The 26,319-nt window shown below is 39.2% G+C and carries 25 protein-coding genes; 16 read left to right on the top strand and 9 right to left on the bottom strand.

The features are described 5' to 3' along the window. Positions 1–178 precede the first annotated feature (178 nt). Positions 179–853 carry a TrkA family potassium uptake protein gene (locus tag H6G57_RS25050; protein WP_190523594.1) on the bottom strand — a complete coding sequence of 225 codons (675 nt, stop codon included), beginning with the start codon at positions 851–853 and terminating at the stop codon, positions 179–181. A gap of 85 nt (positions 854–938) precedes the next feature. Between H6G57_RS25050 and H6G57_RS25045 the strand changes: the two genes are divergently transcribed. Then, positions 939–2,495 carry a cation:proton antiporter gene (locus H6G57_RS25045; protein ID WP_190523592.1) on the top strand — a complete coding sequence of 519 codons (1,557 nt, stop codon included), beginning with the start codon at positions 939–941 and terminating at the stop codon, positions 2,493–2,495. Between the two features lie 549 nt (positions 2,496–3,044). On the opposite strand, the gene H6G57_RS25040 is transcribed toward H6G57_RS25045, so the two are convergent. After that, complete coding sequence (locus H6G57_RS25040) at positions 3,045–4,694, bottom strand: glycoside hydrolase family 10 protein (protein ID WP_190523590.1); 1,650 nt, start codon at positions 4,692–4,694, stop codon at positions 3,045–3,047. Positions 4,695–4,981: 287 nt separating this feature from the next. On the opposite strand from H6G57_RS25040, the gene H6G57_RS25035 reads away from it, so the two are divergent. The 3 genes from H6G57_RS25035 to H6G57_RS25025 all read left to right on the top strand — a co-directional run bounded on the left by H6G57_RS25035 (position 4,982) and on the right by H6G57_RS25025 (position 7,352). Then, positions 4,982–5,854, top strand: coding sequence for an S-methyl-5'-thioadenosine phosphorylase (locus H6G57_RS25035; RefSeq protein WP_190523588.1), 873 nt, complete (start codon positions 4,982–4,984; stop codon positions 5,852–5,854). Positions 5,855–5,931: 77 nt separating this feature from the next. Further along, complete coding sequence (locus H6G57_RS25030) at positions 5,932–6,552, top strand: Uma2 family endonuclease (RefSeq protein WP_190523586.1); 621 nt, start codon at positions 5,932–5,934, stop codon at positions 6,550–6,552. A gap of 50 nt (positions 6,553–6,602) precedes the next feature. After that, positions 6,603–7,352 carry a Uma2 family endonuclease gene (locus H6G57_RS25025; RefSeq protein WP_190523584.1) on the top strand — a complete coding sequence of 250 codons (750 nt, stop codon included), beginning with the start codon at positions 6,603–6,605 and terminating at the stop codon, positions 7,350–7,352. 258 nt (positions 7,353–7,610) lie between these two features. On the opposite strand, the gene H6G57_RS25020 is transcribed toward H6G57_RS25025, so the two are convergent. The 3 genes from H6G57_RS25020 to H6G57_RS25010 all read right to left on the bottom strand — a co-directional run bounded on the left by H6G57_RS25020 (position 7,611) and on the right by H6G57_RS25010 (position 11,447). Further along, entirely contained in the window at positions 7,611–9,077 is a 1,467-nt protein-coding gene (locus H6G57_RS25020) for a bifunctional UDP-sugar hydrolase/5'-nucleotidase (RefSeq protein ID WP_199314452.1), read from the bottom strand. 413 nt (positions 9,078–9,490) lie between these two features. Beyond that, a complete protein-coding gene (locus H6G57_RS25015; protein WP_190523580.1) occupies positions 9,491–10,036 on the bottom strand; it encodes a hypothetical protein in 546 nt (181 codons plus the stop codon). Between the two features lie 13 nt (positions 10,037–10,049). Next, positions 10,050–11,447 carry a tetratricopeptide repeat protein gene (locus H6G57_RS25010; RefSeq protein ID WP_190523578.1) on the bottom strand — a complete coding sequence of 466 codons (1,398 nt, stop codon included), beginning with the start codon at positions 11,445–11,447 and terminating at the stop codon, positions 10,050–10,052. A 206-nt stretch (positions 11,448–11,653) separates the two neighbouring features. Here H6G57_RS25010 and H6G57_RS25005 point away from each other — a divergent pair, with 206 nt between their 5' ends. Both H6G57_RS25005 and H6G57_RS25000 read left to right on the top strand, forming a co-directional pair. Next, positions 11,654–11,860, top strand: coding sequence for a DUF2862 domain-containing protein (locus H6G57_RS25005; protein ID WP_190523576.1), 207 nt, complete (start codon positions 11,654–11,656; stop codon positions 11,858–11,860). Positions 11,861–12,055: 195 nt separating this feature from the next. Next, entirely contained in the window at positions 12,056–13,150 is a 1,095-nt protein-coding gene (locus tag H6G57_RS25000; protein WP_190523574.1) for an ArsA family ATPase, read from the top strand. Positions 13,151–13,246: 96 nt separating this feature from the next. Here H6G57_RS25000 and H6G57_RS24995 read toward each other — a convergent pair whose 3' ends face one another. Both H6G57_RS24995 and surE read right to left on the bottom strand, forming a co-directional pair. After that, positions 13,247–13,639 carry a hypothetical protein gene (locus H6G57_RS24995; RefSeq protein WP_190523572.1) on the bottom strand — a complete coding sequence of 131 codons (393 nt, stop codon included), beginning with the start codon at positions 13,637–13,639 and terminating at the stop codon, positions 13,247–13,249. A 140-nt stretch (positions 13,640–13,779) separates the two neighbouring features. Further along, complete coding sequence (gene surE, locus H6G57_RS24990; RefSeq protein WP_190523570.1) at positions 13,780–14,601, bottom strand: 5'/3'-nucleotidase SurE; 822 nt, start codon at positions 14,599–14,601, stop codon at positions 13,780–13,782. Positions 14,602–14,673: 72 nt separating this feature from the next. On the opposite strand from surE, the gene H6G57_RS24985 reads away from it, so the two are divergent. From H6G57_RS24985 to H6G57_RS24975, 3 genes are all read left to right on the top strand, one after another. Next, complete coding sequence (locus H6G57_RS24985; RefSeq protein ID WP_190523568.1) at positions 14,674–15,330, top strand: calcium-binding protein; 657 nt, start codon at positions 14,674–14,676, stop codon at positions 15,328–15,330. A 121-nt stretch (positions 15,331–15,451) separates the two neighbouring features. Further along, positions 15,452–17,332: a hypothetical protein gene (locus tag H6G57_RS24980; protein ID WP_190523566.1), complete on the top strand. Its 1,881-nt coding sequence runs from the start codon at positions 15,452–15,454 to the stop codon at positions 17,330–17,332. Between the two features lie 148 nt (positions 17,333–17,480). Next, entirely contained in the window at positions 17,481–18,887 is a 1,407-nt protein-coding gene (locus H6G57_RS24975; protein WP_190523564.1) for a GUN4 domain-containing protein, read from the top strand. Positions 18,888–18,900: 13 nt separating this feature from the next. On the opposite strand, the gene H6G57_RS24970 is transcribed toward H6G57_RS24975, so the two are convergent. Then, positions 18,901–20,367, bottom strand: coding sequence for an HlyD family efflux transporter periplasmic adaptor subunit (locus H6G57_RS24970; protein ID WP_190523562.1), 1,467 nt, complete (start codon positions 20,365–20,367; stop codon positions 18,901–18,903). 201 nt (positions 20,368–20,568) lie between these two features. Here H6G57_RS24970 and H6G57_RS24965 point away from each other — a divergent pair, with 201 nt between their 5' ends. The 6 genes from H6G57_RS24965 to H6G57_RS24940 all read left to right on the top strand — a co-directional run bounded on the left by H6G57_RS24965 (position 20,569) and on the right by H6G57_RS24940 (position 24,206). Continuing rightward, positions 20,569–20,715, top strand: coding sequence for a hypothetical protein (locus H6G57_RS24965; protein ID WP_190523559.1), 147 nt, complete (start codon positions 20,569–20,571; stop codon positions 20,713–20,715). A gap of 150 nt (positions 20,716–20,865) precedes the next feature. Further along, positions 20,866–21,030, top strand: a complete 165-nt coding sequence (locus tag H6G57_RS24960; protein ID WP_190523557.1) for a hypothetical protein — start codon at positions 20,866–20,868, stop codon at positions 21,028–21,030. Positions 21,031–21,108: 78 nt separating this feature from the next. Further along, positions 21,109–21,285: a hypothetical protein gene (locus H6G57_RS24955; protein ID WP_190523556.1), complete on the top strand. Its 177-nt coding sequence runs from the start codon at positions 21,109–21,111 to the stop codon at positions 21,283–21,285. Between the two features lie 34 nt (positions 21,286–21,319). Beyond that, positions 21,320–21,469 (top strand): hypothetical protein, encoded by a 150-nt coding sequence (locus tag H6G57_RS24950; RefSeq protein ID WP_190523554.1) that lies wholly within the window; start codon positions 21,320–21,322, stop codon positions 21,467–21,469. A gap of 460 nt (positions 21,470–21,929) precedes the next feature. Then, positions 21,930–22,055, top strand: coding sequence for a UPF0175 family protein (locus H6G57_RS29675; RefSeq protein WP_309236045.1), 126 nt, complete (start codon positions 21,930–21,932; stop codon positions 22,053–22,055). 3 nt (positions 22,056–22,058) lie between these two features. After that, a complete protein-coding gene (locus tag H6G57_RS24940; RefSeq protein ID WP_190523552.1) occupies positions 22,059–24,206 on the top strand; it encodes a peptidase domain-containing ABC transporter in 2,148 nt (715 codons plus the stop codon). A gap of 282 nt (positions 24,207–24,488) precedes the next feature. On the opposite strand, the gene tsaD is transcribed toward H6G57_RS24940, so the two are convergent. Further along, a complete protein-coding gene (gene tsaD, locus H6G57_RS24935) occupies positions 24,489–25,535 on the bottom strand; it encodes a tRNA (adenosine(37)-N6)-threonylcarbamoyltransferase complex transferase subunit TsaD (RefSeq protein WP_190523550.1) in 1,047 nt (348 codons plus the stop codon). Between the two features lie 239 nt (positions 25,536–25,774). Between tsaD and H6G57_RS24930 the strand changes: the two genes are divergently transcribed. Then, positions 25,775–26,266: a Photosystem I reaction center subunit III gene (locus H6G57_RS24930; RefSeq protein WP_072720592.1), complete on the top strand. Its 492-nt coding sequence runs from the start codon at positions 25,775–25,777 to the stop codon at positions 26,264–26,266. Positions 26,267–26,319 lie beyond the last annotated feature (53 nt).

Genomic DNA, 26,319 nt, shown 5'->3' with positions numbered 1-26,319 from the left:
CATCCAATTCAGAAGAGTAGCGGTTCTCATCACACCGCTACTTTATTGGAAAAAGCAATAACTAGAAATCTAATTCTAGTCATTTCGTGAAATCAGTTGTAGAACAACTCCATACTTACTCATCTATCATCATCAACTAGGGTGCATTTACCCACTCGCAAGTTAAAACCATAAACCGTTAATAACCTTCAATAAAATCAATCACTTGATGTAATGTTCCCGGCTTTGTAACAATCAATATCGTTGAACCCGGTTCTAAAACTGTACTCCCATTGGGAATCATTAAATCATCTTGGGGATGAGGTTGATAACCAATAATTAAAGAACCCGTTGGAAACCGAGAATCTTGAGCAATTTCCGCCACACTCCGACCCGCTACATAACAATTTTTCGGAATGGCTAATTTTAAGACTTCAATTTGTCCTTGCTCAAAGTGCATCATCGAGTCTACTTGAGGATATTCAATGGCATTCACCATCGTAGAAACCCCCAGTTCAACGGTACTAATAATATGATTTGCACCCGCTAAACGCAGAGGTTGAGCAAAATCTGGGTGTCGCATTCGACTGATAATATGAGGAACGCCATAATGTTTCGCCAGAGTCACCATTGCTAAGTTCAGCGCATCACTTCTAAGTGCCGCCGCTAAGGAATTGGCTTTACGAATACCCGCTTCTAATAACACATCGGTACTCACTGCACTGCCTTCAAATGCCATTGCGCCAATTTTTTCCCGTGCATAACGACAGGCGTTCGGATCAATATCAATAACCGCTACAGTATGCCCCAATTCTAACACTTTTTGAGCTAAACTCAACCCCACTAAGCCACCGCCACCAATCAGAACATACATAGCAACACCTCATCCTGGGTTGACATCAATATTAGCTTCTGGCAATCTTAGTCCATCATACAAAAACTTATTACCAGTATCGAGAGTGGATGTTACCGAATTAGTCAGGATTTCAATTATTCTCCTACTGGTTGCGACGATTGTAGCTTTATTATCGCGCCGGGTAGGAATTCCTTATGTTACAGGTTTAGTTTTAGCGGGTTTACCCTTTACAGAATTAATGTCTCGTCCCATTGGTTTAGACCCGTCCCTGGTTTTAAATCTATTTTTACCGATTCTGATCTTTGATGCGGGAATTAATACCGATGTTAGTCGTCTCCGTAGTACCTTTAAACCCATTGCCCTTTTAGCTGGCCCAGGAGCTATTCTTTCAAGTGCAATTATCGCAGTTCTGTTAAAATTTGGGTTGGGATTAGGTTGGATACCTGCTGCATTTATTGGAGTGATTCTGGCAAATACGGATACAGTTTCCATGATTGCGGTATTTAAAGAAATCCCCGTTCCCTCTCGACTCTCTACCATTGTCGAAGGAGAAACCTTGTTTAATGATGCGGCGGCTTTGGTCGGTTTTAATCTGATTTCACAAGTTTATTCAACGGGTTCACTCACGTTCCAAGACGGTATCCAGCAACTGCTATTTATCTCTATTGGAGGCAGTATAGTCGGGTTAGTTTTAGGTTATTTAACCATCCCTGTATTTGCCCGTTTAGATGATCCTCTTAATAGTTTATTACTAACAGTCGCCGTAGCATTAGGAACGTTTCAGGCGGGACAATTTCTAGGGGTATCCGGTGCGGTGGCGGTGGTGGTGGCGGGATTAATTTTTGGAAATTTGGGGCTTTCTCGTCAAACCACCGCTTCGAGTCGCATCACGTTATTGAGTTTCTGGGAATACGCGAGTTTTACGGTCAATACTTTTATTTTTCTATTAATTGGAGTAGAGATCAATTTATTAACGTTCTGGCAAACTTTACCTGCGGTTTTACTTGCTGTTTTAGCGTATCAAGTCGGGCGAGTTTTGACGGTTTATCCCCTATTAGCAATAGTTCGTTGGTTTGACCGTCCCATTCCGTTGCGTTGGCAACATTTACTGTTTTTTGGTAATATTAAAGGCTCACTTTCTATGGCTTTAGCGTTGAGTTTACCCCCGACACTCCCAGGACGAGATATTCTAATTACACTGGTTTTTGGAAGTGTGCTGGTGTCGTTAGTCGGCCAGGGTTTAAGTTTACCTTGGGTGGTGAAACGTTTAAAGTTATCGACGGTTTCCCCAACTCAAGAGCAGATGGAAGAATGGCAAGCTGAATTAATTACGGCGAAGGCTGCACAGGATGAATTAGAAGGGTTATTAAAGTCGGGAATATTGCCAAAATCGGTTTATGAAGAAATGCGGTCACGCTATCAGGTGAAAGTAGCCGGAGCAGAAAAGTCTTTGCGAGAATTTTATAATCGTCGTTCTGGGGAGTTGGAGGATTCTACAGGCGATTATATTAGTAAATTGGATGCCATTCGTCGCCGTTTAATCTTAGCGGAAAAAGGGGTTCTCAATGAAGCTTTGCGAAAGCGGATTTTGTCGGAAGCTATTGTCCAAGGACGTTTACGAACTCTCGATGAACAGTTGCTACAACTAGAGGATGATTAATCTTTCATTTAAGTCTTGAGCATAAAATGGTGATTTTGTCAAGATACCCCTAAGCTGCTTAAGGTATTTTCCAAAAAACTCGTGCATCGCCAGACATAAATTCAGTCAGAAAATCTGGATATTTGACGGTGTAATCAGGGTTGTAGCCTCTATTTTTGCCTATAGACACAATAACCCCTTGGGTGGTGTTTTTTATAGTCTATCAGAACCCCTATAATCTCGTCAACTACTTGAGAGAAATTCTCAATCAAATTTCAGGATTTCATGACAATCTTTTAAAAAACGGAATAATTATCAAATTTTAATTATAAAAACTTATCTTATTTCTACAGATTCTCTATACCTATGATTTGATTTACCCTAACTTATATTCCATCCTTAAATGTATGCTACACATCTCCCCCCTTTTTAAGGGGGGTTGGGGGGGATCATCTGTAGCATCTATAAGGGGATTTCGTATTATATTTCTGTCTCAGTGTTAGGGCGAGGTGACCTCGCCCCTACAATTTTACAATTTAGGGTTGAAAGCTGTGTTTAATATCGGGTGAATTAAGACACAGAAACAACTTGTTCAAGGCTTTCATTCCCCATTCTATCCACCGCACGAATGGCATAACTTCCAGGGTTAACCCGAATAGAAGTTGTATTTTTATCCACAACTTTAACTAACTGCCAACCGTTAGAAAATTGTTGATAAATTGCCCAAGAGCGGATATCGGTTTCAGCAGAAGGACTCCAAGAAATCATCCCTGAACTTACTTGAATATCACTGGGAGTTTGAGGAGGTTGATTATCCAACCAAGGCATGGGGGGAACTAAGGCTGGGGTGGGATAAATCACACTTTTGAAAATATCATTAACCCCTTGACGATTATCGCGGAAAATCTTCATACTAAAAAAGATATTTCCTAAAGATAATTGAGCCAATCTTTGTCGAGAAATCGCCACCTGTCGTTGCAGTTCAGAGACAGGCCATTCGTTGTCAATTCGATACAGAGCATTTCCCGTATAAACATGACGTCGCTGGGGATTATGTTGTAACCACCAATCTAATAATACTGGATAACTTTGTTGAGGCGGATCAATTTTCCAATACAATTGAGGGGATAAATAATCCATCCATCCTTGTTCTATCCATAATTTCACATCAGCGTAGAGAGAATCATATTGATCTAATCCTACAGTTCCAGGTGCTGCGCCGGGGCGATAAATTCCAAAGGGACTAATGCCAAATTTAACATAAGGTTTCGTCGCTTTAATACCATCATGAATGCGTTTAATCATCAGATTAACATTTTGACGGCGCCAATCTTTTAACCCTAATGTTCCACCCGCAGCACGATAGGCATTATAGATTTGACTATCAGGAAATGGAATACCATCTTTAGGATAGGGATAGAAATAATCATCTAAATGGATGCCATCAATATCATACCGTTGTACCACATCCATAATTACATTAAAGGTTTGATCTTGAACTTCCCGCGCACCGGGTTCCATCCAAACTAAATCCCCATATTGATAGGCATATTGGGGGAATCTTGACGCCATGTGATTCGGTGCAAAGGGAGCATTTCCTCTTAATCTAGCGCGATAGGGATTAAACCAAGCGTGTAATTCAATATTACGTTTATGAGCTTCTTCAATGGCAAATTGTAGCGGATCATAATAGGGATTTGGGGGAGTTCCTTGAGATCCGGTTAACCACGCACTCCAAGGTTCTATACTGGAACTATACAACGCATCACCATTGGGACGAACTTGCAGAATTAACGCATTTAAGTTTAATTCTTGCATCCGATTTAAGATGGCAATGAGTTCAAATTTTTGTTGATCAACGGATAAATTAGATTTAGACGGCCAATCAATATTGGCAACGGTAGCGACCCAAACCCCACGAAATTCTCGTTGATGACTAATCCCACTCGCAGGATTAACAATTCCTTGAGCTAATAAATTATCCGATTGTTCTTGTCTGAATGTAGCGATATTAACGGAAGTGGAAAGCACGGGAAATTGAATTAAGGTTAATCCTAGAAAAACACAACAGAGGGATAAAGCAAAATAGCGTTGAAAACGGGTAATTTTTCCGAGTCTAAATCGTTGAATGTGATTGTGAACTGAACGAGTTAAAGATTTTAACCTTTTGATTTTCATAGACCAAAAACGATTCTGTTGTTGAATGGAGTTCCAATTCATGCTTTGTGTTGGAGAAGATGACTAATATCAGTTATCAGTAAATAGTGATCAGTTACCAGTTATGAAATCGTTGACAGTGATCATTAATCAGTCAAGTCTTAATTTAACTTCTTTCACTGATAACTGATGACTGATGACTGATGACTGATTAATAGCTTAACGAAGAAGGGGACATCTTACAAGGGATGTTATTCTAACCCCGTGAAGAAAATCCCCCACTTTCGGGAGTAAATCATGATCCATTTTCGGTACAATACTTAAGTACAACTTGGTCAAGGAAACGAACAATGAGCGCAGTAAAAATCGGTATTATTGGGGGAAGTGGATTATATAAGATGGAGGCATTTACCGATGTGGAGGAACTACACCTCGATACTCCCTTTGGTCATCCTTCCGATGCAATTTTAGTGGGAACCTTAGAAGGAATGCGAGTTGCATTTTTAGCTCGACATGGACGAAACCATAAATTTTTACCGACAGAATTACCCTATCGTGCTAATATTTACGCGCTGAAAAGTTTAGGCGTTGAGTATATTATTTCTGCTTCGGCTGTGGGGTCTTTAAAAGAAGAGGTTAAACCCTTAGATTTAGTTGTTCCTGATCAATTTATTGATCGAACTTATCAACGAAATTCTACCTTTTTTGGTGAAGGAGTTGTGGCTCATATCGGTTTCGGTCATCCCTTTTGTTCTCATCTTTCAAAAATTTTGGGACAAGCGATCGCTAGTTTAAATTTACCTGATATAGATTATCATTTATCGGGAACCTATGTCTGTATGGAGGGGCCAGCCTTTTCTACTAAAGCTGAATCTAATTTATATCGCAGTTGGGGGGGCACCATTATTGGGATGACCAATTTAACCGAAGCAAAATTAGCCAGAGAAGCGGAAATTGCTTATACTACTTTAGCGTTAGTCACGGATTATGATTGTTGGCATCCCGATCATGATCATGTCACCGTAGAAATGGTGATTCAAAATTTACATAAAAATGCCGTCAATGCTCAAAAAGTGATTCAAGAAACCGTCAGTCGCTTAAAGGATAATTTACCTTCTTCTGAAGCTCATTCAGCATTAAAATATGCCATCTTAACCCCCCTGAATCAAATTCCCCCAGACCGACTGCAACAGTTAGAACTATTCTTAAAAAAATATATCTAAACTTACGGTGGGCTATGCCCACTTAAGTGATCTACAACTTAATAGCAGAAGTGTCAAATTTAAAGGATAAATACCTGATGCTCGCTCATCCCCAACCCCAACTTATGACTCCCCAGGAATACCTAAAATGGGAAGAACAACAACCCCTGAAGTATGAATACATGAATGGGCAAGTCTTTGCCATGACTGGGGGAACTCTTCCCCATAACTCTATTGCCTTAAACCTCGCCTCCGCGCTCAAAAATCACCTACGGGGTAAGGGATGTAAAGTCTTCATGGCAGATGCTAAAGTGGGAGTTTCACAAAATGGCCCCTTTCACTATCCCGATGTCATGGTCACTTGTGATAGTCGAGATCAAAGAGCTCGCCAGGTTGTCTATCATCCTTGTCTAATTGTAGAAGTATTGTCACCCGGCACAGAACAGATTGATCAGGGAAAAAAATTTAGGAATTATCGTCGCATTGATACTTTAAAAGAATATGTTTTGATTGAAGCAGAAACAATGAGTGTAGATTGTTATCGACTCAATGAGAAAGAAAAATGGGAACTCACTGCTTATTCCCTGGAAGAAACTGCTACCAACGAGACAGATTTGGAAGTTCACTTAACCAGCGTTAATTTCCATTGTCCTATTTCTTTGTTGTACGAAGATGTTGTTTTTCTTGAAGACAATAGGGAGGAATTTGTTGACAGTTAAGCCGTTAATTGATATAATAATAAAAATTCACTACCCTTGCACGGATAATCATGTTAGCTACCTCCCCTAACTACACTATTACTTGGGAAAAGTTGCCAGATGATTTTGTGCTACCCGATGACCCAGTGGATAATATTAATCAACCCGCCCTTGCTGCCGCCTTAACCGAAGGTTTACAACTTGCCGGAAAACTACCGGAAACTGCCCTTACTCCCACAAACTATGGGATTTGTGCCACGATTAATGGTAAATTAGCGATAAAAGCTCCAGATTGGGCTTATATTCACCCCATTACGGTTAGTCGAGAAGAAGTTTTTCGCAGTTATACCCCCCATTTACAGGGGAATATTCCAGCCCTAGTGTTAGAGTTTTTATCCGATACTGACGGAGGAGAATATTCCGTTAAAGAAACCTATCCTCCTGGGAAATTTTTCTTCTATGAACAGGTTTTGAAAGTACCCAATTATGGAATTTTTGACCTCCAAACCGGAATTTTAGAACTCTACCGTTTCGGGGATAATCAACGCTATTGGCTGGAGTCAGCAAATGAGCAAGGCTGGTTTTGGATAGCAGAAATGCAGTTGTTTTTGGGGGTATGGGAAGGAAACCGCCAAAACCGTCAAGGCTATTGGTTGCGCTGGTGGGATGAGCAGGGAAATTTACTATTGTGGGGTGCTGAACGAGTTGAGCAGGAACGTCAACGAGTTGAGCAGGAACGTCAACGGGCTGATCAGGAACGTCAACGGGCTGAGAAATTAATCGCTCAACTTCGTGCTGCTGGTATTGAGCCTGTGGAGTAGTCAGGGGATTAGACAGGCGAGGGTGTAAACTTTTCGATGCCGGGTATGTTCAATTTGGCAGAGATTTTTTAATCAGATGCGATCGCCTACAGATTCCCTGGGGTTTTGATTTGATTGTTCCTCACAACCCTATAAAAGATTGATCCGACAGGCACTGACTAGGCGATCGCACTCTATCAAACTCACGTTCATGGTGTGCGGTTTGATCAGTAGAAACTTGAGTGATTACTCGTCCCCAATCTGATTCTGAAATCCGACCTATTGGTAGACTAATCTTCCTTCAACTTCGTTATCTAAAAGTTGATGAGAACTTAGATATTCTTCCAGAACTTGTTGAGCCGATGTGGTCACGACCTTGGGAGTACCTAGCTCTTCAGGTTTCATATTGAGACTGATCACTGAATTTTTGTAATGATATTCCTGGAGACAAAGCGTATATTGTGCATCGTCTTGTACAGGGTTTCCATTAATGCTGAGAGAGTCTAGTTTTTTCTCAGCTTCATTATAAATTGCCTGAATGCCTTTATTAACCTGGAAACAATTCCCTTCACCAGGGATTCTGTTCTCGGGTCTCATAATATAGCTAAATATGTTTTTCATCTGTAGCCCAGTAATTTTCACTTTATAAAGGGGCCCATCGTAAGGATAAGTTTTTTTCAAATCGCCTAAAGTGACCAAAGGCCCTAATTTTGTACCCCGGATCGAACCACTTCCGATCAAAACAACATCAATCAAATCGGTTTGGGCTAAAACATCGGTGATTAAGTTACCCAATGCAGTTTCGACTTCACGGCTAGGATGAATCAGTTCACGTGATAATCGACTAATAATTCGGTTATATTTGCGATCTACTTCTTCTTTATAAGTTGCGATAAAGTTTTCCAAAACAACATCCGGCTCTGCAACAGTGTTATTTATAGGAACCAGTTCCCATTTCCATTCCACAATGCTGTTAGTATCATCATCTACTACAATGTCGAAACGTCCAATTTGATCTGTTCCTACCGCAGCTTGTGCGATCAAAATGTTGTTAACCTGTGCAGGTTGTTCTAAAAAAGTATGGGAATGTCCGCCAATGATCATATCTACACCCCATGCTGGATCTAGCATCGTCGCTAGTTTTTTATCTTCTTCAAAACCAATGTGGGTCAAGAGAATTGTTAGGTCAATATCTTCATTTTTGTAAGTATTGCAAATTTTACCAACTTCGGCTGCGGCATCTTCCAAACCCACAAATGTACTAATACTTGTGTCTAGTTTTAAAGCTTTTAAAACTTCTTCAGTCACGATCCCGATGAACATGATATCAAATCCATCTACATTCAGGATTAGATAGGGGCTCATCAATCGTTTGCCGTACTTTTTAATATACAAGTTAGCATTAACGATTGGAAAATTTGCCATCTTTTCCAGAAACAATAAATGCGGGAATCCATAATCCAATTCATGATTACCCAGCGTCACTACATTTGGAGCTAGGTAGTTCATAATTTCTATTGTTGAAAGTCCCTTAAATTCCGTATCAATCATCGAGCCTTGGAGCATATCTCCAGAAATCGTGTAAAGCACATTTTTCTCTTCTTGACGGACTTTATTGATATATCCAGAAAGCAGCGATAATCCCCCGATTAGATTACCTTCTCCACTCTTGGCTTCTGCGAGAAAGTCTCCGTGCATATCATTTGAATGCAAAATTGTAAATTTTTTGAAACGTTCTGTCGCCATCATTAGTTTTTTCCTGAGTTAGTCAGATATTTTTTTCTGCTATATATGCAGAACACAGAAAATTGTATCATACTTAACAATAGCTACCGATTTCTTTATAATTAATTTACTTTTTCTACTGTTCCTCTTTTCCCTAATTTCCTGAACGCAAAACATTTATAGCGTCTGGGATTGAGTGAACACTGATTTTACTAAAACTTAACTCATTGAACTCATGTTAAAATATGTTTAGTTTTACTAAGATCTTTGAAAGAGAGAATCTAAAAATTTTTAAAGCAGGAACGTTAATCACTTGCATTTCAATAATTACTGTTTTATTCCCGGTGTTTCTAGCCTTAACATTGAGATAACTATCTTTTAATTCTGTCACAGTGCCGGCTGCATAAGACTCAAGAATTTCAATGAATAGGAATTTAACTTTTAGAGGGGGTAACTCGTCGATTTCTGAGTCTGTGTTTATCATCTTCTACGGTATATTCTTCTAAATCATCATCTTGAGTTGAAAGCGAATCTAATTTATCTTGAATTCCTTGGAGGGTTGCTTCCGTGACTTGAAAAGAATCTTGAAGATCATAAACAATATCCTGAGCTTCCGCAATACGAGCATAAAAGTCAGGGATAAAATCATCTTTTAACGCATCTAACTGTTGAGAACATCTGCGACTGTCTTGGGTGACTTTAAAAAATAAGATTAAAATGCTAAAAACACTAGCAGTCGGAACAAGAACAGCTAATAAAATCCAAGCTGTTAATAAAGGATTAACCCGTCTGAGACTTCGAGAAACTTCATTTTCAATTAACTCTCGGATAAAAATGCGATCGCTAATTTTAGAGGTTTTCAAGGTAAAATTTTTCTCAATTAAAGGTCTAAATTCATGAGATTTAAACTCACAAAAATAAACAGGAAACAAGCTTAAATAAGAAGATAAAAAAGTAAAAAAAACTTGGAATATATTCATGGAAATTCAATCATTAAGAGTCAAAATTTAACTGTTGGAATTTTTCATCCTGTCGAATTAGATCAAAATCTGTTTCCCGTTTAACTAACTTTTTACAAACATCAGGATTTAACCGAATTGCCCGTTTTAAATTTTCCAGGGCCAACTCAACTTTTTCTTGAAGAGCATAACACCGAGCTTTATTATACCAAATTCGATAAAAATCAGGACGAATTTTTGCCGCTTGATTATAGGAAGAAATAGCTTCATCGTACTTTTTAACTTTAGCTAAAGCAAAGCCACAATTATTCCACGCATCCATATAATTTGGTTTTAATTCAATTGCCCGTTGATAGGATAAAATTGCGGCATCATAATGATTGAGCTTTCCTAAAGCGACCCCACGATTATTCCACGCATCGGCATAATGACCTCGTAATTGAATAGCCCTTTCATAAGATACAATCGCTTCATGATACCGTTGTAATCGTGTTAAAGCAACACCTCGATTATTCCAAACCTCAGCTAAATCGGGTTGAAGTTTTAAGGCTTCATCATAATGTTGAATTGCCGTTTCTAACTGACCTTCTAAAAATAACTTATCTCCTTGTTTAGCCATACAAACCGCTTGTTTGAGTTGTTCTTCCTCAGTAGAAACAGGAGATTCCGTAGTAGGGGTTTCCGGTTCAGATATAACAGAAGATTGAGGCTCAAGTTTAGCAAGAGTAAAGGTTTGATTATTTTCTGATTCTGGGGAAGAAGAAAACTGAACTGGAATTAAAATTTCCGTCGCAGGATGGGTTGAAATCTCAGGTTCCGATGGAATAGAAATTCCGTTACTCTCAGGTAAAGATTCAGTTTGAATTTTAGTCGGAACTCCCGAATTTTTAGGCTGTTCAACCCAGACCGCTTCAATCACAGGTAAGGGAGTTTGAGTCGTTAGGGTTTGTAAGGTTTCATGGGCTAAATCATTTTTATGTTGCAATTGATATAAAACTTGTCTAGCCTCCATTAGAACCCGCTCCATTTCCGTGAGGGTATCCACTTTTAAACTTTCGATCTCTTGTTCTGCGGACGCTGTTTGTTTGGCTAATTTTTTCAACAAAAACCAAACCCCACAGGCGGCAATTGTATTCAACAGGAGTAACAACAGTAAAACCAAACTTAATAATGATAGATGACGACGAAATGTATTATCAACTTGAGTTTCAACTAAATCTTGAATGTCTTGTTCCTGTACAGAAGATTCGGATACAGGAGGGGTTTGAGCCAGAGGAAAAGCCAAGGACTCAGCCGATAAAAGCGTAAAAAAAAGTAAAATAGTCGCAGTAGCGATCCGACTGCGTTGAGCAAAGGTCTGGGGTGTCAGCATCCCCTGAGCCCAAAATAGACAAAAGCTGAAGGCGATCGCCAATTTATTGTTGTTTTTCATCATCATACATCTAAGCGTGAATCGAGAAAATCCAAATGGGAGATCCCCAGGATCAAATTATCGAAGAACAGCAAGAATTAAGAAATACTATCATGTCTGAGTAGATTCCCCAGACGATCTTGATTGTTAATGGACTGCCTTCTTAAATCAGGTAAACTCATATTAGAGTAAATGAATTGGTTAATACCCCAAGGAGAACACCGGACGTGTCAATCGAAATTGGTCAAAGAGTCAAGGTTCGCCGAATCAGAGAGCGAGTCCCTAACGATGTTGTCGATCAGTTAAAGCAAAATCCCTTTGGAACCGTCAAAGAATTTAAAATAGTTGACGGGAATGGAGTTGGTTTTATTGTTCAACTCGATAACAAAACATCAACCTGGTTCTTTGAAGATGAGCTAGAAGTTTCTCGCTAATCTGCCCCCCACTGCGGGACGGAATAATTCTCAGGGGATGATCCGCATCCTGTAATATTAGGCTGTTGTCGATCATCCTCTTGAAGCTTTTGTCAACTATCCTTCCCTTGGTCAAGTTAATTTTCAAAAAACTTGCGATAGGATCAAGGGCGATCGCATGATCAAGTTTCCCTGAGCGAGATTAGGAAATAATCAATGGCCCTGACATTAACATTTTTGGGCAAAGGTGGTACAGGTCGGACAATATTGGCGATCGCAGCGGCTAAACAATTGGCGGCTAGGGGTCAGCGAGTGTTGTTCGTCGAACAAGATAATAGTCCCGCCTGTCACCTGTTGCTAGAAACGGAAGTCGGTTGTGATCCAACAGCCATCACGACGAACTTAAAAGCCGTTCAACTCAAAAGTGCAGTATTACTCGAACGCAGTTGGGAAGAGCTTAAAAAGCTAGAAAGCCAATATGTTCGGACTCCCTTTTTTAGGAACGTTTATGGTCAGGAATTGGGGGTTTTACCAGGGATGGACAGTGCCCTGGCCTTAAATGCCATTCGGGAATATGACAAAAGTGGCGATTATGATGTGATCATTTATGATGGGTTAGCCAGTCAAGACACCCTGAGAATGTTGGGAATGCCAGAAATTTTAAGCTGGTATCTTCGCCGTTTTCGCAATGTGTTTATGGAGTCGGACTTAGGGAAAACCTTATCTCCCTTTGTACAACCCATCGCCAGCAGTATTCTCAATATTGATATTTCTGGGGATACCTTTGCTCAACCGACTCAAGAAATGAATAATATCTTGGATCAAGGAAAAGCGGCCGTGTCTGATCCGAACCGAGTGGCGGCTTATTTAGTCACGACCCAAGATGAAGTTGCGATCGCAACAGCCCGATATTTATGGGGAAGTGCTCAACAGGTGGGGTTAACCGTTGGGGGGGTACTGTTAAATCAAAGCTTACTCACCGGATCAATTACAGAAGCCTTTGAGCCCTTAGCCGTGAGTCTGATTCCCCAATCTTCCAGTCCAAACTGGCAACCCATCATCGACGCTTTACCCGATTTTACCCAAGCGCAACGAGCTCCCAAACCGATTAATATTGATGTGAATGAGCGCAAGGTTAGCTTGTTCTTACCCAGTTTTGATAAAAAACAAGTCAAGCTCACACAATACGGCCCAGAAGTCACGATAGAAGCCGGAGATCAACGGCGAAATATCTTCCTCCCCCCTGCCTTAACTGGAAAACCTGTTACCGGGGCTAAATTCCAAAACGGTTATTTAACGATTAGTTTTTAATTAAGGTTGACGGTTGACAATAAATTGTTAATCGTCAACCCCAATTAAAAGGTTTGGAGTTTACAACAATAGAATTAAGTTTTGTGATAGAAATTATTAATAAGGATCAGATGAAGAAGATTTAGGGGAAGATTCGACTTGAGAATCAAGGGTTTGATTATTTAAGGTAACTTTTTCGTTAATCGTAACAACTATTCCGAGAAATAAAAGACTGCTAATCACCGCTAAAAGGGGTAATCCTTTTGTTAAACTTAAATCCCGTCGAATTCGGGCAAAAGGATGACTTTGCCGTCGCAGCATTTGGGCAACCGCACACTGCTGAAGACAAAAGGGATCTCTTACATAATGACCACTTCTGCTCATCACAAAATGGGTATGGCAGTGAGGACAGGTAAAGAGTCCACCTAACATTCCTACTGAAGGCAAAATGCTAGTATGATGGCAAATGGGGCAAGTAACAGAATGAGCATTAAAGGTATCTGCGTTCATAACAACTGGACTCAAACGTAGAAAACTAAGGGTTCATTGAAACTGGAGAACATTGCAACAGCTTGGGCAGTAGGATATGTTTCTGCTTTCTATTACTTCTAGTCTACCTCTAAGGAGAGAGAGTGTATCATTGAGAAACGTTAACATTTGTAGAGAAGAACTTCTCCAGCAAGAGTCTCTGACGCAATTTGTAATTTTTGTAATTCTGTAACATGGGTAAGGTTATATTGCAATGGGGTAATGGTGATGAAACCTTGACGCAAGGCATGAACATCAGTGATAAACTCATCAAATTCAGAGGGTGTATTTAACAGTTCCACATCCTCCATTAATTCTCCGGTAAGCCAATAATAGGTTTTTCCTCTAGGGTCAAGGCGTTTTTCCAAAATATCCACATAACGACGAATGCCTTGACGAGTAATCATCACTCCTTGAATCTCTGACGACAAAACACCCGGAACATTAACATTAAGTAACATGGGTTCTGGTAAAGGATTTTTTTCTAAAGCTTGAATTAACTTTTGAGCAAATTCAACGGCGCCTTGAAACTCCCGTGAAGTATAACTTCCTAAACTAAAAGCTATACTGGGAATACCCTGAATTAACCCTTCCATCGCAGCCGAAACGGTACCTGAGTAAAGAATATCCGTTGCAACATTAGGCCCATGATTAATTCCCGCTAACACCAAATCGGGAGGGCTCTCTAAAATACCAAATAGTCCCACTTTCACCGAGTCGGCGGGAGTTCCCGAACAAGCCCAAGCGGTCACAGAAGGTTCAAAAATATCCTTGACCTGTTCAACCCGAATCGGATGATGTAACGTTAAACCATGACCTGTTGCTGATCGTTCCTGATCAGGACAAACCACCGTCACCTCATGACCCCCTTGGGCTAAACCATTGGCTAAACTACGGATTCCTTGGGCAAAAATCCCATCATCATTACTAATTAATAGTTTCATAAAACTTCAAGAGAAAGTGGAAAATAGTAACGTAGACCCCATACAGTTCTCAAGATTGCTTGAGCTTAAAAAATGTCTGTGTTTTTTGTTAATGACAATGGCGCTGCGATTATCAATATTGGGGGATTAAACCCACCGAGTCTGGAATCTGTGACCCAAGGGATTATTGTACCCCCTATCATCGCTAACCCAATTTTGGAAGATGTCTATTTTGACTCGACAACACTAATTATTCCACCTTTAGTAACCTCCAGTGGAGAATTATTACAGGGAACATCGGGTCATGATCAGTTAACGGGAAAAGAGGGGAATGATACTTTGCAAGGATTACAAGGGAATGATGTTCTCCAGGGTCAAGACGGGAATGATTTTCTATTCGGAGGACAAGGGAATGATAACTTGATAGGTGGCGAAGGCAATGATGTGTTAAGTGGCGACCTAGGACAAGATTTGCTAACGGGAAATTCAGGAAATGATATTTTTATTCTTCCAGTGAGTGCGGCGGTGAGTCATATTAATACTGTTGATATTATTACAGATTTTATTGTTGGGGAAGATCGAATCGGTTTAACCGATGGTTTGAGTCAAACTAATATTATTCTTACTTCTACTATTCTCAGTGGAAGCCCTGGAACTTTAATTACTGTTATTCAGTCTAATCAATTGCTGGGATTTATTGCTAATGTATTCCCTGGGGGGTTAACTCATCAATTTATTCAAGTTGATTAACAGGATAGAATCTATCTCAATTTTATAATTAAAGTTCTGACTTCGCTTGACAGGTAAGGATATTTTAATTAGGTTTGAGTTAGATTTTGTATTTTCTACCCAAAAAGAGAGTAACAATAATATGGCTATTTTTCAAGGAACAGATTTAGGTGACGTTCTTCAAATTGGTGCTTTCCCATTGGCTAGTATCACTAAAGATGGTCAAATTCTGAATCCCCTGATTATGATTCAAGAATCTGATTTAGCTGGAAATGATACCATTTTGTTATTGAATGGGGCTGATAAAGCTGATGGTGGAGCCGGAAATGATACCATTGATGCTGGAGCCGGAGATGATAATCCCATTAATGGTGGAGATGGGAACGATAGTATTAATCTAGGAGATGGAAATGATTATGCCATTGGGGATTTAGGAGATGACACTATCGTTGGTGGTAAAGGGAACGATATTGGTGATGGGGGAAAAGGAAACGATTATATCGATTTAGGAGAAGGAGATGATAACGCCATTGGTGGTGAAGGAAATGATATTTTTGTTGGCGGTTTAGGTACGAATAATCTTGATGGGGGAGATGGGAATGATACCCTTTCCTATTTAAACGTTACCCCCATTTCTCCGACGGGAGCGGCTCGAATTACAGCTAATTTAACAACAAAAGGTGAAGTTTTAGATGCTGCTTTTGTTGTCATTGCTACTGATAATATTACCGGGCCGATTGAAAATATAATTGGTGCTCCGGGTATTCCTAATGATTTAACAGGAGCCGCAGGCGATAATATTTTAATTGGGGGGGCTGCCAGTGATAATTTAATTGGAGCCGGGGGGAAAGATACCCTGCAAGGGGGTTTAGGCGATGATTTCTACACCGTTACTACAACGGGAAATGGTACTCAAATTCAAGATACCGGAGGAAGTGCAGACAGTCTTTTTATTCCGGGTGTCACCTTGTTACTTTCGGCACCAAGTACAACCGGTTATGGTTTAGAACGACAAGGAAAAAACCTGGCGATTGACTTAAATATTGATGGCAAAATTGATGCGACTCAAGATTTATTAATTGTTGATTTTTATGCGGATACAACAGCAAAAACCGCAGGAATTGGGTTAATTGAAAATGTTGTTAATCTGAAAGGGGAAGATATTCTCAATTCTAATATTCCCAATACCGCACCCCCTCCAACCTCTAATGTTACCTGGACAACACCAACCGCCTCTGTGAGTGATCCTGGGCCAGATGTTCCCGCACCCGGGGGTGGAAATACCGTGTTTGTTGACCAAGGAATTACATCCTATGTGTTTACTAACGCTGCTGATAATGTTTTTGTCCCCGCAACGGCTGCTAACCTGTATATTCAAGCCTTAAATGGAAATGATTTCGTTGTAGGAAGCGCATCAGCCGACAATATTAATGGCAATTTAGGGGCTGATGTTATTTTAGCGGGTGGCGGGAATGATGGCGATCGCACTGTAACCATTCCAGCCAATACCATTCGTACAGCCATTCGCGGCGGCAAAGGGTCAGATAACCTCGATGGTCAAGAGGGAGATGACTTACTCAATGGCAACTTGGACAATGATACCGTATTGGGAGGTGTGGGAAATGATATTATTCGAGGGGGCAAAGGTGCAGACGTCTTAGATGGTGGTGCAGGTACAGATTACTTGATTGGCGATGCAGATCAAGATAAACTGACGGGTGGGGCTGATGCAGATATCTTCGTGTTACCCGGAGCGTCCGTCGCCACCACCAGCTTAAATCAAGCTGATTTAATCACCGATTTTCTCACCGGAACCGATAAAATCATGTTACCCACTGGGATAACCTTTGCCCAACTAACCTTAACGGCTGTCACCGTACAAGTGGATGGAAGTACAGCATTAGCATCTACAGCCATTCAATCAGGAACCACCTATTATGGGTTAGTACAAGGGATAACCCCGGTTCAACTCACCGCAGCTAACTTTGTTGCGGATGATCCCAATATTACAATTTTAGGATAGATATTAGGTCACAAACCGGGTTTCTCAATTGCCCTGACTGTTAATAGCTTTTGCTATTGCAGAAACCCGGTTTCTTGAATTTCTTGATACCAGCAAAACCATTGACTGCTAGAATGAAGTCAGGAGCTCCTTATCCCCAGACTTAACTATGAGTCACTGTCTTAATCCCAATTGCTTACAACCTAATCCCAACACCACAATTTTTTGTCAAAAGTGCGGTTCTAAATTACTATTAAAAGACCGATATTTGGCTTTAAAAATATTAGGGCAAGGCAGTTTTGATTTAACATTTCAAGCATTTGATACAGAGAAACCTTCTCAACCCTATTGTGTGATTAAACAATCTTTTTGGCAAGTTCAAGACCCGAATGTTCAACAAAAAGCTGGGGAACTCTTTAAACAAGAAGCGATTCGATTAAAACATTTAGGAAAACATCAGCAAATTCCTGAATTATTAGATTATTTTATTCAAGATCATCATCAATATTTAGTTCAAGAATATATTGCCGGACAAAATTTAGCCCAAAACTTAGCGCGACATGGAGCATTTTCAGAAACTAAAATCATGACTTTGTTAGCGCATTTATTACCCGTTTTAGGAGTTATCCATAAACATAATTGTATTCATCAAGATATTAAACCAGAAAATGTTATTAAAAGACAGGGGAATCATAAATTATTTTTAGTGGATTTTGGAGTTTCCAAAGCAATTACCCCCACGCCGTTATCAGTAACAGGAACTGTTAGGGGTTCTTCAGGATATCTCGCCCCAGAACAAGCGGTCGGAAAACCGACTTTTGCCAGTGATTTATATAGTTTAGGAGTCACTTGTGTTCATCTTTTAACCAATGTTGAACCCTTTGATTTATTTGATGTTTTTAAAGGCAGATGGGTATGGCGAGATTATTTAACAGTTCCCGTCAATGAGTCTTTGGGTCAGGTATTAGATAAACTGTTACAACAGGCAACTAATAACCGCTTTCAAACGGCTCAAGAAGTTTTAAAGCATCTACCCTTAAAAACAAAACCGATATCGCAACCGATATTGCAACGGGTAGCAGAACCAGATGTAGAATTAAAGTCAGCTAGAGGAATTAATTATTATCATTTAGAACAACTTTTAAAAGCCAAAAATTGGAAAGAAGCTGACGAAGAAACGGCTCATAAAATGTGTGAAGTCATGGGAAGAATAGAGGAGGGATGGTTAGAGGAAGAAGATATTGATAATTTTCCCTGTGAGGATTTACGCACCCTTGATCAACTGTGGTTAAAATATAGCAATGGACGCTTTGGTTTTTCGGTACAAAAGGAAATCTATCAAAGTCTGGGAGGAACCCGGAATTATGATAGCAAAATTTGGCACGCATTTGGTGATCAAGTCGGTTGGCGTGTTTCTGGAAATTGGTTGCATTATCAAGATCTTAAATTCGATCTGAGAACTCCAAGGGGACACCTCCCGTTTTTATGGTGGGGTAGATGGTTATGGGGCGTTGGAAGTGGGGGGTGGAGGGGTATTTCTTCTCTGGCATCAAGGCTTGTAGATTGTAATCTTTAACGCTGCTATGACTTTATAAATCAGTCAATAACCTGGCTTTGCGTAAAATAAAGGTTAACACGGTTTCATTTTTAGCAATAATATCCGCCTGAATTTCCATACCGGGCTGCAAAGTATTCTTTGGATCATCTTTTAAATAAATTTGATCGGGTTGAATGGTAACTTCATAATAAGGCAGAATAGAATTAGCACCTGTATTTTGGGGGATAATTGCATCAGGAGAAATCTCGATTACTTTTCCAGCTAAAATTCCATAATCTGGGTAAGGATAAGCACTCACCCGCATTTGGGATTTTTGACCGATTTTAACTTTGCCAATATCCCCCGTAGAAACCTTGGCTTTAATGATTAGAGGAGTATTAATAGGGGCAATTTGGGCTATTTCTTCCCCGACACGAACAGTTTGATTGAGATTCCGCAGATTGAATTTTAGAATCACTCCTGATATCGGTGCAGAAACAATTGTTTTGTTAATTTCTTTTTGCACTTGTAATGACTCTTGCTGATCACTACTTAATTGTTTTTCTAGTTCACTTTGACGCTGTAATAAATTATTTTTTTCTTGACTTAAACGAGCTAAAATAGCTTCTCCTGTCGCTTTTTCCTGAGCTATTTTTTCTTGCGCCATGATCACCAATCCATCACTTGGATTCACCATAGCTAAGGTTGCTTGTAACTTGGCTTTTGCTGATTCTACGGCTTTTAATTGGCGGCTGACGGATTGTTTTTGACTTTGTAATAATGCTTGCTTTTCTGCAATTAATTCCTGTTGTTGTTCAACGGCAAATTGAGCTTCTTCTAATCGATTTTTGCCTAAAGCAGATTCTCCAACTTGTTGATAGCGATCGCTTTTTTGTTGAGCAATTTTTAAGGCAGATTCACTGCCACGTAAAGATGCTTCTGCGGCTTTAAGATCGCTTTTAGATTTTTGCCAGTCTTCTTCTGCCATTTGCAGATTTGCTCTGGCTTCATTCACTTGAGCTTCTACGGTTAAACCCCGTTCTTGATGTTCTTTTTCCATCCGCAAATAATCAGCCTTTGCGCCAGAAATAGCTCGATTCATTTTTTCGGTTTCTGCATCTATTTGTAGATTTAAGTTGTTTAATTGTTCTGAAATTTGTTGTAATTGTTGTAAATTTTGTCGCTCATTTCCCTGAAGTTGAGCTTCACGAGTGTTCAAGCGAGAAGCATCTAGGGTGACTAACGCTTGTCCTTGAGTTACTGTTTGATTTTCTTTAACCTCAATTTTGGTAATAGTCCCCTCAGTGGGTGCTTGTACTAATTTTACCTCTCCATTGGGGCGCACTATTGCGATCGCTTTGACGGTCACAGGTAAGGGGGTAAAAGCGGATATTGTTAAAGCGATCGCGACTGTTCCTACTAAAAATAAACCCCCAAAAATTGTCCAACCACTGACAGGGGGCAAAAATTCATCATCTTGATGGACAGGAAGATAATCAGGGTTGGGGTTTCTCAGCATAATTACGGATATGGCTGAATTCAATTATTATCAAGGCTTTCGGACTTTTTTTTGACCAATTTCGCCCTAATATAAAGCTTTTGTAAAGTATTAATCCTAAAAAAAAGTCTAGTAAATTTACGAATTTACAGGGGGTTTTTAAAGGGTTATGTTGAGATTATACAAAAACCAGTACACTTCTACCTCAATAGAAAAGCACCCATGAAAACCATTAAAAATTCCGTTACCACCAACAAAACCGACAAAACCAGCAAAGATATTCGCAACAATGCTTTATTCACTGATATTACAGCCCAAGAAGAAGTGTTTGTACGCGGTGGGACTTCCCGTATAGCAGGTGCTTCATAACAATACATCACCATAGCTGACTCTAATCTCAAACCAATTAACTAAAATTCTACGACACCAAGAGCCAGCTATCAATTATCCCCCTGTGGAAAAAGCAATTAATAAATTACACCAGCAAAATTCAACCCACATATAAATAGGAAAGCACCCATGAAAACCATTAAAAACTCCGTTACCACCAACAAAACCGACAAAACCAGCAAAGACATTCGCAGCAATGCTTTATTTACTGATATTACAGCACAAGAAGAAGTCTTTGTACGCGGTGGCGCTCAATATGATGAATCAGGCCCAGGCATTGTACACCGGAAATGATTTTGATTAAATTGCTTCTCCTCAAAACTCATAAATTGCATCCATAAACATCAGCTAATTTGCCAAGAGGATAAAACCATGAGAACTAATCACAACAATTCTAAAAATAATCCAGACAAAACCAGGAAAGATATTTGCAACAATGCTTTATTTACTGATATTACAGCACAGGAAGAAGTGTTTGTCCAGGGTGGACGCTTCCGTGCGCCAGAACTATTATATAAACCCACTTTTATTGGTATGGAACTTAGTTAAACCCTGTTAATTAATGAACACAGAGGACAAAAAGATGAAAGCAACTAACAATTTCGCTACCACTAAGAAAACCCCAAAAATCAGCCAAGACATTCACAATAATTCTTTATTCACTGATATAACGGTTGAAGAAGAATTGTTTGTCCGGGGGGGAATAGTAGGTAGACCAAAAATGCCTGGTTAATGTAAGTATTGATTAAATGTTGATCATGAAAGTCATAACTTCCGAGATATTATAGTTTCGGAAGTTTAACAGATGTTTTATTTATGTCAAAATTCAATATTTGTAATCCTGCTATGCTATAATATATAACTGCTATTTTATTAAATTTACTCCCAATGATTGCCAATCAAACTTTAACTCCAGCAGAAATCGAAACAATTTTTCGAGAATTAGTTAATCAATGGTAGGAAATAATGCTTGGCAAAAAACACGTTAAAAAATGGATTGAAACAATTTTAAAATGAGTTAATCAATAGAGTAGATTATAAAACTATAACCCAAAAATAACCATGAAAATCACCCTTGAACTCCCTGATGAAATAGCATAAAAATTACAGTCTGTTAATATTTCTCGGCGTATTTTGGAACTAATCACCGCCGATTATTACCGTCAAGGTCAAATTGGTGCTTCTGAAGTAATATAAGACGAATACTCAAATTTGCTTCTCGTTGGGAAACCTACGAATTTCTTAAGCAAGAAAAAGCTTATTTACCGTATACTGAAAATGATTTAGAACAAGATGTTCAAACTATTCGTCATCTTTAACTTATGCCAAAATATCCGATTGTCTTACAACATAGTGAAGAAGATTGCGGAGCCGCTTGTTTAGCTACAATTGTTAAATATTATCAGAAAAACTTTAGTATTAATCGCATTAGAGAAGCCGTAGGTACGGGTCAATTAGGAACAACATTAACAGGTTTAAGAAGGGGTGCAGAAAATTTAGGGTTTGATGCGCGTTCGACCAGAGCACAACCGCAAATATTAGATCAGATGAAAAATGCACCTTTACCCGCCATTATTTACTGGAAAGGGTATCATTATGTGGTTTTATATGGACAAAAAGGTAAAAGATATATTATTGCAGATCCCGGTGTGGGGATGCGTTATGTGACTCGTCAAGAATTATCAGAAAGTTGGTCAGGATTTATTACACTTTTATTACAACCTGATCCGATACGTTTTGCTCAACAACCTGACGATAAAATTGAGGGAATAGGGAGATTTTTTCAGCGTATTGCGCCTTATAAATTTATTATATTTGAAGTTTTATTAATTAATAGTGTTCTCGGTCTTTTAGCCTTAACCTCTCCCTTTCTGATTCAAATCTTAACCGATGATGTATTAATTAGAGGAGAAGAACAAATCCTAAGAGGATTAGCCATAGCGATTATTATAATGAACTTAGTTAGTAGTGGATTACAAGTGATTCAAGCTAACTTAAGTATGCAATTTTCTAATCGGTTACAATTAGGATTAATTAAAGAATTTGGTCGCAAAATATTAAATTTACCTTTACAATATTATGAAACTCATCGCAGTGGGGAAGTGGTGAGCCGTTTAAAAGATATTCAAGAAATTAATTTCTTTATTTCTCAATCGTTTGTTAGAGTTTTGACTCAATCTTTTACCGCTATTATTTCGTTGAGTTTAATGCTATTTTATAGTTATAAATTGACTTTTTTAATCATATTTATCACTTTATTGAGTGCGACATCATCTTTAGTTTTTTTGATGTCTTTAAGAAAAAAAATTAAAGATATTATGGGATTAGAAGGAGAAACTCATGGGGTTTTAATCGAAAGTTTCAAAGGTGCAATTACCTTGAAAACAACGACAGCCGAACCTCAATTCTGGGAAGATTTACAAACTCGTTTTGGCAGATTAGCCAATTTAGAATTTAAAATCGGACAAATTGGAGTAACAAATTTTAATTTCTCTGAGATTATTTCGAGTATTGGGGGCATAGTTTTACTATGGTTTGGGAGTATCTTAGTTATTAATAAAGAATTAACCATCGGACAACTCTTAGCCTTTAACAGTATGAGTGTTAATTTTACTGTTTTTATTAAAACAGTAGTGGGTTTACTGACTGAACTTGTTAGAATAAGAATTATTATTCAACGAATTTTTTCAGTAATTGATTATCCTTCAGAAACCGAAAATGACGCTCAAAAAGAATGGGTAACATTTAAAAATAATGATATAATTTACTGTGAAAATATATTATATCATCATGCAGGAAGATTAGATTTATTTAAAGATTTTAATATCAATATTCAAGGGGGGAAAGTTACAGCAATTATTGGGGAATCCGGTTGTGGAAAAAGTACCTTGGTAAAACTGCTGGCGGGATTATATGAATTGCAGGGAGGAACAATTAGAGTCGGGGCTTATAATTTACAAAATTTAAGTTTAGAATGTATTAGAAAACAAGTGATTTTAGTTCCCCAAGAAGCTCAATTTTGGAGTCGGAGTATTATTGAAAATTTTAGAATTGGATCACCCCATGTTACTTTTGAAGAAATTGTCAAAGCGTGTCAATTTGCTCAAGCGGATAATTTTATTGATAAACTTCCTGATAAATATTTTACAATCTTAGGGGAATTTGGGGCTAATTTATCCGGCGGTCAGCGTCAAAGGTTAGCAATAGCTAGAGCAATTGTAAATGATCCCCCGATCTTAATTTTAGATGAATCAACGTCAGGATTAGATCCGATTAGTGAAGAAAATTTATTAGATGAATTATTACAGTATCGTCAAGGGAAAACCACAATTTTAATTAGTCATCGTCCTAGTGTTAATAGGAGAGCAGATGAGATTATTTATTTAGAAGAAAGTCAATTAAAATTACAAGGAAACTTAAATAAGCTCCTACAACTTGATGGACAACACTTAAATTTTTTAAGATTATAAGTAACAGTTAACAATCGTAGAGATGGGTAACCCATCCGGTGAACCTACGTCAATATCTGAATATATAGCGCTACTTGAAGAGGGAACAGGGAACAGGGAACACCGAACAGTAAGAATTGAAAGGGTTTCAGGGTTTAAAAATGTCAAACACCGTAATGCGTAGCGCTATAGTGCGTGATTGTGTATATTAATATTTTTAAATTGATTTTAGATTTAATTAACTATAAAATTTAGTCTCCCCTCGCCTTGCAGGAGAGGGGTTGGGGGAGAGGTCAAACAAACTTATTGCTGATATAACTGCATAACCTCCTCTAACGACATTCGGGACTGTGCCCCTAATGTTAAGGGTGAAAGATGACCTTGATTAAGATGGTCTGAAGCCGCACAAGCAATCATCGCGGCGTTATCGGTACAATATTTTAAAGGGGGAAATAAAACCCGCAAATTGTGAAGTTTAGCCGCCTCTTGCAGATAGTTTCTTAACCCACTATTTGCTGCAACACCACCCCCAACCGCAATGGTATCTAATCCAAAATCTACCGCACAAGCGATCACTCGTTTTGTTAAACTTTTAGCAACAGTCTCTTGAAAACTTGCTGCAATATCAGCAACAGGTAAAGGGTTATCGTTTTCTTTTTGTAACGTTTGAACTAATCGTAATACCGCCGTTTTTAATCCGCTAAAACTCGAATGATACGGATGATAACCCCCATTGGGTAGAGAAATTTTGCCTTCGGGTAATGTAAAGGCTTTGGGGTTGCCTTGGCTGGCTAATTGATCAATAATAGGCCCGCCAGGATATCCTAAATTTAATAACCGGGCAACTTTATCAAAGGCTTCTCCGGCCGCATCATCAACGGTATGTCCCAATGTATGATAAACGCCACAGTCTTTGACATGAATTAAACTGGTATGGCCTCCCGATACCAATAAACATAAAAAGGGCGGTTGGAGAGTGGTTTCGGTTAAATAGCTGGCGTAGATATGGCCTTCGAGGTGATGAATGCCCAGAAAAGGTTTATTCTGTACCAAGGCTAAAGTTTTAGCAGCCGTAATTCCGGTTAATAAAGCCCCTACCAGTCCAGGGGCACAGGTTGCTGCAACGCCATCAATAGCTGACCAGTCTAACCCTGCGGTGTCTAAGGCTTGGTCAAGAACAGAATTCACCATTTCTAAATGATGGCGAGAGGCGACTTCGGGTACAACTCCCCCATAAGGGTGATGAATGGCAATTTGAGATGCCACAACATTACTCAAAACTTTACGATTCTTTACAATTGCGACCCCGGTTTCGTCACAACTTGTTTCAATTGCTAAAACTGTTGCCATTGACTGATAAATTTTATGAAATGATTCGAGCTTCTATTGAGTAGCTTAATCATTACAGATCTTTTTGGGTACAGTGAACAACTGAACCTAATCGTCCCCATTCTTCTGCGTGGGTTTTGACCTCGCTACGAGGGATAACAAACGCTTTGTCCTCCCTACGTCAAGGGGATGTTTTTTACAACCCCCCTCGACTCAAAGGATAAAAAACGTATTGTTTTGTAACAAAAGGAAACACTTCTATGCGTCGATTGTTGGCTGCTATTCTAGCCCTGGGCTTGTGGATGAGCGTTGTTCCCGCAGCTTCAGCTTATAATCTTGTTCCTTGTTCTGAATCTTCGGTGTTTCAGCAACGGGCCAAAACTGCTCTTTCTTCTTCTGCTGACCCTGCACGAGTGAAAGCACGCTTTGAGCGTTATTCACAAGAACTGTGTGGCAAAGAAGACGGCTTACCCCATTTAATCGCTGATGGAAGCCTAGCTCATGCGGGAGACTTCGTAATTCCGAGCATTCTGTTCCTGTATATTGCAGGGTGGATTGGTTGGGTCGGTCGGGCGTATTTACAATATGCTAAAAAGAGCGACAGTCCCACAGAAAAAGAAATTATCATCGATGTTCCTGTGGCCCTGACCTATATGCTCAGTGGCTTCCTGTGGCCTTTAGCAGCGTTGAAAGAATTCACTACAGGTGAAATGTTCGCTAAAGATGACGAAATCACCGTTTCACCTCGTTAATTGCAGAATTCTCATGCAAAGATTGGGGAAAATTTAGGTTAACTTTATGACCT

The sequence above is a fragment of the Planktothrix sp. FACHB-1365 genome (genome assembly GCF_014697575.1).
Lineage (GTDB): Bacteria > Cyanobacteriota > Cyanobacteriia > Cyanobacteriales > Microcoleaceae > Planktothrix.
The sequence above is the reverse complement of the archived record's forward strand: the minus strand, read 5'-3'. Positions and strand labels throughout refer to the sequence as shown.